Genomic DNA, 11514 nt, shown 5'->3' on the forward strand with positions numbered 1-11514 from the left:
AGCGGCTTTGTTGTTTTAAAGGAGTTATTCATGCGATGGTTTACGGCGTTTATTGCCTTGGTTGCTTTTAATGTATCAGCAAATACTTTAACTCTATCCAGTCATCCCGATACCCTTGCGCAAAACATTCGCAGCTCATGGCAAGAGTGTGATGAGCAGACGTGGTGTGAGGATAAGCTCGCTTATTATCGAGGGAGCTACGTTGCCGAGGCGACAATATCGCAGTCTTCGCTTGAGATAGAGTTATTGAGTGAGTTCTCTACTCACCAACTATCTCAGCTGCAACTCAATCTGCGCAGTGATGGTTTTTCTTTGCAGAGCGTAGAAGTTATGGGCGAACGTTTTGATATCTCACAGCAGAGCTCTCAACATTCAGTTAGCGAGATCAACGCATCGTTAGTTCAATTTATCAATCGCTACCCTCAGACCGTAGCTAGGCAACTGGCATGGCAATCTGAACTTTGGGACGCTGAGTTAATCAGTGATGGTGAGATCATTTCATTACGCTTTATGTCTCGTGATTGAGCAGAGTGAATGTGTTGGGTGAATATTGTGCGATCTTGTCGCACACTTAAATAGAGGCTACAGACTTTGAGTGATAACTTGCTATGATGAATGAAAATAATAAATAGGAAGCAAGTTATGCCACATTTACGTTTTCGAGCAGTAGAGCCGCAGACAGTACAAACGCTATCTAAGCCGCTAATTGATGAGCTTCAGCCTTTGATGGACTGCCCTCGTGAAGACTTTACCTTTGAATATATCTATTCAACATTCTTCCACGAAGGGGAGGTGAGCAGTGCTTATCCGTTTGTTGAGGTGTTGTGGTTTGATCGTGGCCAAGAAGTTCAGGATGCCGTCGCTAAGGTCGTGACGTCGCAGATTCGCGGTGTGATTGGTGAAGATGTTGATGTCGCGGTGATTTTTACAGCGCTTGACGCAAAAGGCTATTACGATAATGGCGAGCATTACTAATTAGCTCAGTTAATCATTTTAAGTAAGAGGAGAAAGCAATGCGGGCTAGTCTAGATACATGGCGTAAGCTGCCTTTGTTATGCTCTTCTTTATTGTTTGCTTCCGCGGTAGCAGCGACTCCGTGGGAGAAAATAGACACCCCTTCAAATGGTTCACCCCAAGCGATTGGCAGCTACGCAAATGGCTGCTTGTCCGGTGGTGCCGCTTTACCGCTCGAAGGGGAGGGCTATCAAGTTATCCGTAGTCAACGTGAGCGTTACTATGGCCACCCTAATGCGATCGGTTTTATTGAGCGTTTAGCTGACCTGTCACGTAACGAGCTAAAAACCAATATCTTGATTGGTGATATATCTTTGCCGCAAGGTGGGCGCTTTTCATCAGGGCATTCTAGCCACCAAACGGGGTTAGATATCGATATTTGGCTTAAGTTAGCGGACATGCCGCTTTCCGAACCTCAATTAGCAAAGCCGACGCCTCATAGTGTGGTCAACTTAAAGCAGTACCAGCTACTCAAAAACAACTGGGATGAACGTCATTTCGAGTTAGTGAAATTTGCCGCCAACGATGAGCAGGTTGCACGTATTTTCGTTCATCCTGTGATCAAAGAGAAACTGTGTGCAACGGAACAAAGCAGCGATCGAGAGTGGCTGCGAAAAGTGCGTCCTTGGTGGGGGCATCATTACCATATGCATGTGCGTTTGAACTGCCCAGAAGGGAGTCAGAACTGCAAACCTCAAGCTGAGCCGCCTAAAGGGGATGGTTGTGGGGCAGAGCTAGCAAGCTGGAAACCACAGCCCAAGCCAGCTGCACCAAAGGTGGCTTCAACAAAGCCTAAAAAGAAAAAGTTGAAAGTGATACCGGTTCAGTGCCAGCAGTTGTTAGATAACAGCTAATACGACTTTGAATAAAAAAACGCCGCTCACTGAGCGGCGTTTTTATTAACCAATATTAGGCTAAGCCCTGAATAATAACGAACTTCTCTAACAGTTCTTCTTCGGTCTCAACATGGTCTGGATCGGTGATGATGCACTTAGTGATCGGGCAGACTGATTGACATGTTGGCTTTTCATAGTGACCTTTGCACTCAGTACATAGGTCAGGATCGATCTCAAAGATTGAGTCGCCCATAGTGATCGCGCCATTTGGACACTCAGGGTCACACATGTCACAGTTAATGCACTTATCAGTGATCAGTAAAGCCATGCTTATTTACCTGTTGGGTTACGGGTATCCTGACCATCGTTTAAGTTACGCATTAATAGGCCGTATTCTAGATCCATATCTTGTGGAACAGGAATGAATACGAAGTGGCCGTTTCCTTTTGCGTCATCGATAACTTCTGACTTGCGGTTTTCCATCGCTTCAAGCGTGAAGATTACATTGCCTTTTGGTGTCATTAGCTCAAGGCTGTCACCGACAATGAATTTGTTCTTCACTTCAACTTCCGCTAGGTCACCACGGCGTTTGCCTGTGAATTCACCCACAAATTGCTGAGCGTCAGATACAGAGTAACCGTAGTCGTAGTTTTGGTAAGCATCGTGCGTGTGACGACGTAGGAAGCCTTCAGTGTAACCACGGTGTGCTAGGCTCTCTAGTGTACCCATTAGGCTCTCATCAAATGGTTTGCCTGCAACAGCATCATCAATCGCTTTACGGTAAACCTGAGCAGTACGAGCACAGTAGTAGAAAGATTTAGTACGACCTTCGATCTTCAGTGAGTGAACACCCATCTTAGTCAGACGCTCAACGTGCTGGATAGCGCGTAGGTCTTTCGAGTTCATGATGTAAGTGCCGTGCTCATCTTCGTAAGCCGCCATCTTTTCTTCTGGACGGTGCGCTTCAGAAAGTAGAACCACTTCATCAGTTGGTTTGCCACGACCGATAGTCGTTTCAGGACGCTCGTCTTGAACTTCAACCGCTTGCGCTTCTGCCGGGTCAAACTTCTCTACGATGTCGCCAGTGTCGTTTTCTTTGCCTTCTTCAACTTTGTATTCCCAACGACATGCGTTAGTACATGTACCTTGGTTAGGGTCACGTTTGTTGATGTAACCAGAAAGTAGGCAGCGGCCAGAGTAAGCCATACATAGAGCACCGTGAACGAACACTTCTAGTTCAGTTTCAGGACAGTGCTCACGAATCTCTTCGATCTCTTCTAGAGAAAGCTCACGAGATACAATCACACGCTCAACGCCGTTAGCAGCCCAGAACTTAACGGTTGCCCAGTTTACAGCGTTAGCCTGTACAGACAGGTGAATAGGCATCTCAGGGAACGCTTCACGAACCATCATGATTAGACCTGGGTCAGACATGATCAGTGCGTCAGGGCCCATCTCTACAACCGGCTTAAGGTCGCGGATGAAAGTTTTTAGCTTAGAGTTGTGCGGTTGGATGTTACATACCACGTAAAGCTTTTTGCCTTGGGCATGAGCTTCATCGATACCGATTTGTAGGTTCTCGTGGTTGAACTCGTTGTTACGTACGCGAAGGCTGTAACGAGGTTGGCCAGCGTATACCGCGTCTGCGCCGTAGGCAAATGCGTAACGCATGTTTTTAAGGCTACCTGCAGGTGACAGTAGCTCTGGTACGAATGCTTTCTCAGTCATGTGTAATTCTCTTAATCTGATCTCAAGTCAGGCCGATTCCACCACATGGGATCGGGGGCGCAAATTTTACGTCAAAACGTGACTTGTGACCAGAACAGAATGTACACGAAATTTGTTCAAGGCATGAATGACCAGAATAGCTATTGCTTTCCAAGTCGCTAGAGGTGAGTGGTATATTTGAAATGATGCGCAGAGCAATGTCTGCGCATACTTGCCGCAATAGCTAAACAGGTCATTCTTAAATGCCCTGTAGCACAGCTTTATGCGTTTGGATGAGGCAGACCGCCAAGGCATTCGTATAGATTTGGCAGGAATGCACTGAATTCACCACACATTAAAGAGAAGTCTGCATCAAAGCGAGCAGCTTGGTCTTCACGTGGGATATCATCGTTTTGATCTTTTAGCTCATCAGAGAACTTGAGGCGTTTGATGCTGCCATCTTCAGCTAGAATACATTCGATGCGCTCTTGCCACCAAACCGCAAGCTTAGTCACCATCTTGTCTGCTTCAATATGGCTACGAATTTCATCGGCTGTCAGTTCTTGCTTCTTACAACGGATCACGCCGCCTTCTTCAAGTACTGACTTAAGCTCTGCTTCATCAAGCATCTGGATACCAACAGGCGTTTCACCCGTTTTCACCCATTCGGTTAATGTGGTTTCAATTGGCTTTTCAGGGATTGCTGGAACAACTGGTAGGCTACCCATAGTTTTACGCAGTAGCGCTAGTACATCTTCAGCTTTTTTCGAGCTGCTGGCATCGACTAAAATGAAGCCTTCTTTTGGTAGGATCAGCACGTAAGTATGGCTGCTACGGCTAAATGCACGTGGTAGAAGATCCATCACGATGTCATCTTTCAGATTGTCTTTCTCTTTCTTTTTAAGAGGGCGACCTTCTTGTGCTTCCATTGCTTCAATTTTTGCGTTCAATGAGTCTTTAATCACTGATGCAGGAAGCATTTTTTCTTCTTTCTTTGCACAAACTAGAATGCGGTTTTCAGACACGTGAGTCATCATGTCGCCATGTTTACCCATCGCTGTAACCCAGCCAAATTTTTGCTTATCTTGGCTACCACAAGGCGTAAAACGAAACTCAGCCAGTTGTTTTTCTAGTTGGTCAGCGTTGAATTCGATTTCGCGGTTGAAGCGATAAACCAGACAGTTTTTAAACCACATATTCTTTCTCTATACCTTTATCCGATCTGCCAATAATAAAGACTTTTGCACGTCTTGTCTTACTGCAAACACACAATAGTGGGATGAAAGTTATATGAAAATTTGTTTTCAAAGGTCACAAAAGTGTCATAATTGCTAGTGATAATGCTTAGCGTTGCCAAGAGCTGAACAAGCTCAAATAAACTAACTAACATAAGGTTATTCAATTATGTCTAGAAGGATTCTGGTTGTTGAAGACGAAGCACCAATTCGCGAAATGCTTTGCTTTGTACTTGAACAAAAAGGTTACCAAGCAGTAGAAGCAGAAGATTACGACAGCGCGGTAACTAAACTGGCTGAACCCTTCCCTGATCTAGTGTTGCTAGATTGGATGTTACCTGGTGGTAGCGGTATCAACTTCATTAAACACATGAAGCGTGAAGAGCTGACACGCAACATTCCCGTTGTGATGCTAACGGCACGTGGTGAAGAAGAAGATAAAGTACGCGGCCTTGAAGTAGGCGCAGATGACTACATCACCAAGCCATTCTCACCAAAAGAGTTGGTTGCTCGTCTTAAAGCGGTTATTCGCCGAGTGACACCAACCGCACTAGAAGACGTAATTGATGTTCAAGGACTTAAACTTGACCCGGTTTCGCACCGAGTGACAGCAAACGATGCGCCATTAGATATGGGGCCAACGGAATTCAAAATGCTGCACTTCTTCATGACTCACCAAGAGCGTGTTTACAGCCGTGAACAGCTACTCAACAATGTTTGGGGCACCAACGTGTATGTGGAAGACCGTACGGTAGACGTACATATTCGTCGCCTACGTAAAGCGTTAGAAGCGGCAGGTCATGATAAGTTGATTCAGACGGTTCGCGGCGCGGGCTATCGTTTCTCAACTAAGGCGTAATGGGTTTTACCATTTGGAGAGGTAAGTGGTCGAACGGTTAACTTGGAAAAAGCTAGCCTGGGAGCTGGCTTTTTTTTACACCCCATGGGTGATAGTAGGCTGGATTTTCGGATATATGCCGTGGTTGCTGTTAGCTGCCACGGTTTTGCAGCTTGTATGGCATCTACACAATCAAATGCGTCTTTCGACCTGGTTGTGGGATGAGAAGCGTCTAACGCCACCGTCCGGCAGTGGTAACTGGGAGTCTCTGTTTAACGGTATCTACCGTCTGCAGCAGCGTCAGCGTAAAAAGCGTAAAGAGTTAACCAACCTTATTCGCCGTTTCCGTAATGGTGCCGAATCTCTCCCGGATGCTGTCGTGGTATTTCGCAGTGAAGGCAATATTGTTTGGTGTAACAAGCTTGCTCAGCACCTATTGGGCTTCCGTTGGCCAGATGATTCGGGTCAGCCGATTTCCAATTTGATTCGTACCCCTGATTTTATCAAGTATCTCAATAAGCAAGATTTCTCCGAGCCGCTAGAGATGCGTTCGCCACTTAATGTTGAGCGTATGCTTGAGCTACGTATCGTACCTTACACAGAAGGTGAGCACTTGATGGTGGTGCGTGATGTCTCTCAGCTTAAGCAGCTTGAAGGCATGCGCCGTAACTTCTTTGCCAATGTATCCCATGAACTGCGCACGCCAATGACGGTGCTGCAAGGCTATCTGGAGATGACTGAAGATCCAGATATGGTGGTTGGCCCTATGTGGACCAAAGCGCATGGAGTGATGACTGAACAGCTTAATCGCATGAATAGCTTGGTGAATCAGTTGCTGACGCTATCGAAAATCGAAGCTGCGCCGATGCATGAGCTAGAAGATGTCGTCAATGTGCCAGCGATGCTTGAAGTGTTGGAGAAAGAAGCGGCGAGTTTGAGTGGTGATTTAGGCCATAAGCTGTCATTTAATGTTGATAGTAATTTGCGAGTGCTAGGCGATGATGATCAACTGCGCAGCGCGATCTCTAATCTAGTGTACAACGCGGTGAAATATACCCCAGCAGGTGCAGACATCATGGTACGTTGGTATCAATCTGCACAAGGGGCGCATTTAGAAGTGGAAGACAGTGGTGATGGTATCGAGCCACAGCACTTACATCGACTGACTGAGCGTTTTTACCGAGTTGATAAAGCGCGTTCTCGTGATACGGGTGGCAGCGGACTCGGTCTTGCGATTGTAAAACATGCCCTGACTCACCATGACTCTCATCTAGAGATCAGCAGTGAAGTTGGAGTAGGCAGTAAGTTCTCGTTTACGCTTCCTGTCCGTTTAGTGGTGAGTTAATGAAAAAGCTCATCGGTGCATTAATGCTTTCATTGTCTCTATCAGCACCAAGTCTAGCTGAGGGTGAGAGCTTACCTAATTACAGTAAAGTTGCCGGAATCACGGGTGATTTAACAACGGTAGGCTCTGATACATTAGCCGGGATGACCACCCTGTGGGTCGAAGAGTTTAAGCAGCTCTACCCAAGTGTTAATGGACAGGTGCAAGCATCGGGTTCTTCTACCGCTCCTCCTGCTTTGACTGAAAGAACGGCGCAGTTTGGCCCAATGAGCCGCGCGATGCGTAACCGAGAAGTAGAAGCTTTTGAACGTGAGCATGGCTATAAACCAACCGTGCTACGTGTTGCCATTGATGCGATTGGTATCTTTGTCCACCGAGACAACCCGATTAAAGGTTTGAACTTTACCGAGCTTGATCGCATTTTCTCAGCAACATTAAGATGTGGCTCGACAGACTCGATCAACACTTGGTCTGAGCTAGGTTTGGACTACCAATGGGCCAAACGAGGAATGCAACTGTTTGGTCGTAACTCGGTATCGGGTACTTATGGTTACTTTAAAAAGAACGCACTGTGTGGCGGTGATTTTAAGAGTAGCGTCAATGAGCAGCCGGGCTCAGCTTCAGTAGTGCAGTCAGTCGGTTCGGCGATCAACACTATTGGTTATTCAGGTGTGGGTTATCAAGTTTCTGGGGTGAAGCTGCTACCGATTGCTAAATCAGGCGACCAATACGTAGAAGCAAGCCAAGAAAATATCTTATCAGGTAAGTACCCACTATCACGCTACCTCTATGTATACGCGAATAAGCACCCTTTTAAACCACTGAGCCCAATAGAGCGTGAGTTCATTCGTTTTATCTTCTCTCGCCAAGGTCAGGAGCTAGTCGCCAAAGATGGTTATGTACCGATCTCCCCTGAGATTGCGCGCAGAGAGCTAGAAAAAGTCGGTATCACCAATTAAGTCCTTTGTGTTGCGTTTTACTTAGAAGCTCAAAGACCAACCTGCTTGCCATTGTGCACGGCATCAACCAATGATCGCATTAAGTGAGAGCCTTTCGCTACGCGGTAGATGTTAATCTTTATGCTAGTGACTTTAGGATCAAACGACGCTTGCCGCACCCATTCGCTAATGTGCTCAAAGGTGTGGTAGGGGTAATAGAGTAAGATATCTTGCGCTTTGAGCGCGTCAAATTTGTTGGCATAACCGATAAAGTCCGCGCATTGCATGGGTGGCAGCGGCTTGTTTTCTAGATACTGCTTACCCACATTGGGGAAATCGATGAAGTCTTTGAAATTGTGGTAACGTCCGCCGGGAATCAAACTGTCGTAATTGGATATTTGGAGTTTGTTACAGAGGAAACTCAGCATCTGCTCTGGCATTTCTCGCTCGTAGACGAAACGTACTGGCATAGCCGTGAGTCGTTGACTTACGCCTTCAGACATCTGCTCGATTAAGCTGTGTTCCACTTCGTAATTGAGGTCGTACTCGGCGTCGCGCGTCACTTTCATCGCATAGCCATTGAGCTGATCGTAATCGAAAAAACCGCTAAACAGCTCATCGAGACAGTAACGGATAATGTTATCCAGCAAGATGATGGTGTTACGTGGTTTGCCTTTTTGCTCTGGTACCATGACAAAACGAGGCACGTGATCGGTTGGGATCTCGATTAAGGCGTATTGACTGCGATCTGCTTGACGCATTTCGACGGCAATATAGGCGTATTCATCCTTGAGGAACTGCAGAACATCGATATCTTCTCGTAACAATATTGGCGTAATGTGCGGCAGTAACTTTTTGCGAAAGTACTTTTTTACCCACTTTTGCTGCGAGGGACTGAGTTGCTGCTCATTAACTAAAAAGATGCCGTGCCGAGCCATATCACGTATTAGCTCAGCGTAAAGCTCGTCAAAACGATCATTTAGCTTGAGCGCTTTGGTTTGCATCTTAGTTAACAGGTGCTTGGAGTTATCGTTGCCGCCACGTTCTTGATTGATCAAGATTCGGCGTTTTACATCGGCGAATCTAACTTTATAGAACTCGTCTAAGTTATTGGAAAATATACCAAGAAATCGAATTCTTTCGATTAAGGGGACTTGTTTGTCTGCCGCTTCTTGTAAGACACGCTCGTTAAAAGAGAGCCAACTGAGCTCCTTTTCGATATACAGTTTTTCTGTACTCATAATCTTACCTTCTGCGGAGTGACGAGGGGGCGTTAGCAACTTAAGGTCTTAATATGACACTTTTATTGCGAAATTTTATTGCATTGTTTTCAGTTGTTTAATGCGAACTGTAATATAATTGTCACCTAATAGAAATATTATACCCTCGGACGAAAATAGGTAAGAGACAGGAATGACCCAAGCAGAATTCTCATTGCGAGAGCTAGATCGAAAGCGACTAATCAAAGATCGGTTGGTTCGATTTGCTGTATCTGCAGGTGGTGTTGGTGTACTCGCAGCCTTAGTTCTGATCTTTGTCTACCTTGCGATCATGGTTCTACCATTGTTTAGCGACGCTAAGATCACCCCTAATGTAAGAAGTATTCCGGTCACCATTACCCAGCCAATTGCGGCAGGTGTGGATGAGTATGGGGAAAATGCATTTGTCATTTCTGCAGATGGTCGGATTAATTTCTGGTCACTGAACAACCAGAGTGCTCAGCCAGTTCTTTCCGAGCAAGTTGCAGCGCCCAATAGCTTATTTGCTGATTCTTTAAGTTCTCTCGGTTGGTATGGTTTTGCCAGTAAGCAAGGCGAGGTTCGGTTATTTAAGCCGAGAATGGACTCAGAACTGACCAAAGAAAGCCGAGAGTTTGCGCCGAATGTGCTGAATAAATCGATGCCGTTTGATTTGCATTTTGAAGGAAATGAGCTTAAGAAGTTTGCTTTCTCGACGCAAAAGCCGCTCACCTTAGTGGGCTGGTATCAAGACGATACGGTAAAGGTTCGTTGGAAAAGTGATGAGGGGATACGCAGTTATGAATTTGACGAGACCATTACGCAGCTAGACCAAATCCTAGTCACACCAGATGGGAGAACCATCTATCTTCGCTCGGGCTCTGAACTGGTTATTGCAACTAAGCAGGACGATAGTTTCAATGTGCGTGAAATCGTCGATCTTAGCCAAGGCAAGCCACAACATGCAGTAACGGACATAGATCTTCTTTCCGGCGCATATTCACTACTGGTGACTCATAAAGATGGTTTGGTCTCGCAGTGGTTTGATGTACTGGCTGATGGGCAGCGTTCTCTAACTCATATTCGTCAGTTTAAGCTTGCTTCGGAATTGCAGTTTTTATTGCCAGACAGCTACCGGAAAGGCTTTTACAGTTTTTATATTAATGGCACGGTTCAAAGCCATTACACCACCAGTGAAAAGCTGGTGATATTCAAACGCGCTTATCAGCAAGCGCCACAGCTAGCAGCGATGTCGCAAAACGAAAACTACCTATTGGCGGTGAAAGATGCTGAGCTAAGCATTGCTGAAATCGACAATCCGTACCCAGAGGTCTCGCTGTCATCTTTGTGGCAAAAGGTGTGGTATGAAAGTTACCCTGAGCCGCAGTTTGTTTGGCAAACCACCTCTGCAAGTGATGAGTTTGAAGCCAAGTTTAGTTTGGTTCCTATCGCATTTGGTACTTTGAAGGCGGCTGCTTTTGCGATGCTGTTTGCGGTGCCTATTGCCGTATTTGGCGCTATCTATACCGCTTACTTTATGACGCCGAAAATGCGACGTGTGGTCAAGCCCTCTATCGAGCTGATGGAAGCGCTACCAACCGTTATCATCGGTTTCTTAGCCGGATTATGGTTTGCGCCAATCGTCGAAACGCACTTGGCTGCGGTGGTAACCTTAATGCTGTTTCTGCCTATTTCAACGATTTTGCTTGGCATGGGGTGGCACGCCTTGCCAAAGCATTGGACAGGGCGCTTTGCCAATGGTTGGCATGCCGCTATTTTGATGCCCGCGCTGGTGGTTGTTGCAGTGGTGGTGTTGTCGCAAAGTGGCAATATTGAAGCTTGGTTGTTTAATGGTGATGTCAGAGTATTTCTGGCTGATAAAGGGATCAATTTCGACCAACGTAACGCGCTTGTGGTCGGCTTTGCTATGGGCTTTGCAGTTATTCCTACCATCTTTACCATTGCTGAAGACGCGATATTTTCAGTGCCGAAGCATTTGTCTGATGGATCATTGGCGTTAGGAGCAACGCAGTGGCAGACCTTAACTCATGTTGTGCTATTGACGGCAAGTCCAGGTATCTTTTCTGCGATTATGATGGGACTAGGTCGCGCGGTAGGCGAAACCATGATCGTACTGATGGCGACGGGTAACACACCGATTATGGATTGGAACATCCTCGAAGGGATGCGCACATTATCGGCCACCATTGCGGTCGAAATGCCAGAATCTGAAGTCGGTAGCTCGCATTATCGTATTTTGTTCTTAGCGGCGTTATTGCTGCTGATGTTTACCTTTGCGGTTAACTCTCTTGCGGAATGGGTACGTCAGCGCCTGCGCGAAAAATATCGTTCTCTCTAATTTG

The 11514-nt window shown here is 46.2% G+C and carries 10 protein-coding genes and 1 pseudogene; 7 read left to right on the plus strand and 4 right to left on the minus strand.

Going from position 1 to position 11514, the window contains the following annotated elements:
- Window positions 1-30 precede the first annotated feature (30 nt).
- The 3 genes from ELS82_RS11970 (at window position 31) to mepA (ending at window position 1868) form a co-directional block, all read left to right on the plus strand.
- Window positions 31-525 (plus strand): hypothetical protein, encoded by a 495-nt coding sequence (locus ELS82_RS11970; RefSeq protein ID WP_134835680.1) that lies wholly within the window; start codon window positions 31-33, stop codon window positions 523-525.
- Window positions 526-642: 117 nt separating this feature from the next.
- Window positions 643-975: a DUF1904 domain-containing protein gene (locus ELS82_RS11975; RefSeq protein WP_134835681.1), complete on the plus strand. Its 333-nt coding sequence runs from the start codon at window positions 643-645 to the stop codon at window positions 973-975.
- Between the two features lie 38 nt (window positions 976-1013).
- Window positions 1014-1868, plus strand: coding sequence for a penicillin-insensitive murein endopeptidase (gene mepA, locus ELS82_RS11980; RefSeq protein WP_134835682.1), 855 nt, complete (start codon window positions 1014-1016; stop codon window positions 1866-1868).
- 55 nt (window positions 1869-1923) lie between these two features.
- On the opposite strand, the gene ELS82_RS11985 is transcribed toward mepA, so the two are convergent.
- The 3 genes from ELS82_RS11985 to rdgC all read right to left on the minus strand — a co-directional run bounded on the left by ELS82_RS11985 (window position 1924) and on the right by rdgC (window position 4753).
- Window positions 1924-2178 (minus strand): YfhL family 4Fe-4S dicluster ferredoxin, encoded by a 255-nt coding sequence (locus ELS82_RS11985; protein ID WP_004413072.1) that lies wholly within the window; start codon window positions 2176-2178, stop codon window positions 1924-1926.
- Between the two features lie 2 nt (window positions 2179-2180).
- Window positions 2181-3578: a prephenate-dependent tRNA uridine(34) hydroxylase TrhP gene (gene trhP, locus ELS82_RS11990; protein ID WP_004413073.1), complete on the minus strand. Its 1398-nt coding sequence runs from the start codon at window positions 3576-3578 to the stop codon at window positions 2181-2183.
- A gap of 260 nt (window positions 3579-3838) precedes the next feature.
- A complete protein-coding gene (gene rdgC / locus ELS82_RS11995) occupies window positions 3839-4753 on the minus strand; it encodes a recombination-associated protein RdgC (protein WP_004413074.1) in 915 nt (304 codons plus the stop codon).
- A gap of 208 nt (window positions 4754-4961) precedes the next feature.
- On the opposite strand from rdgC, the gene phoB reads away from it, so the two are divergent.
- From phoB to ELS82_RS12010, 3 genes are read left to right on the plus strand one after another with little or no spacing between them, the layout of a single operon-like run.
- Window positions 4962-5651 carry a phosphate regulon transcriptional regulator PhoB gene (phoB, locus tag ELS82_RS12000; RefSeq protein WP_053440626.1) on the plus strand — a complete coding sequence of 230 codons (690 nt, stop codon included), beginning with the start codon at window positions 4962-4964 and terminating at the stop codon, window positions 5649-5651.
- Between the two features lie 25 nt (window positions 5652-5676).
- Window positions 5677-6975 (plus strand): phosphate regulon sensor histidine kinase PhoR, encoded by a 1299-nt coding sequence (gene phoR, locus ELS82_RS12005; RefSeq protein WP_134835683.1) that lies wholly within the window; start codon window positions 5677-5679, stop codon window positions 6973-6975.
- Window positions 6975-7934 (plus strand): PstS family phosphate ABC transporter substrate-binding protein, encoded by a 960-nt coding sequence (locus ELS82_RS12010; RefSeq protein WP_134835684.1) that lies wholly within the window; start codon window positions 6975-6977, stop codon window positions 7932-7934. The genes phoR and ELS82_RS12010 overlap by 1 nt, the downstream gene beginning before the upstream one ends.
- Before the next feature lie 38 nt (window positions 7935-7972).
- On the opposite strand, the pseudogene ELS82_RS12015 reads toward ELS82_RS12010, so the two are convergent.
- A pseudogene (locus tag ELS82_RS12015) lies at window positions 7973-9154 on the minus strand (RNA degradosome polyphosphate kinase); the annotation flags it as partial.
- 172 nt (window positions 9155-9326) lie between these two features.
- Between ELS82_RS12015 and ELS82_RS12020 the strand changes: the two are divergent.
- Window positions 9327-11510: an ABC transporter permease subunit gene (locus ELS82_RS12020; protein WP_134835685.1), complete on the plus strand. Its 2184-nt coding sequence runs from the start codon at window positions 9327-9329 to the stop codon at window positions 11508-11510.
- Window positions 11511-11514 lie beyond the last annotated feature (4 nt).

Origin of the sequence: Vibrio ouci, assembly GCF_004551525.1 — a bacterium.
Taxonomy (GTDB): Bacteria; Pseudomonadota; Gammaproteobacteria; order Enterobacterales; family Vibrionaceae; genus Vibrio; species Vibrio ouci.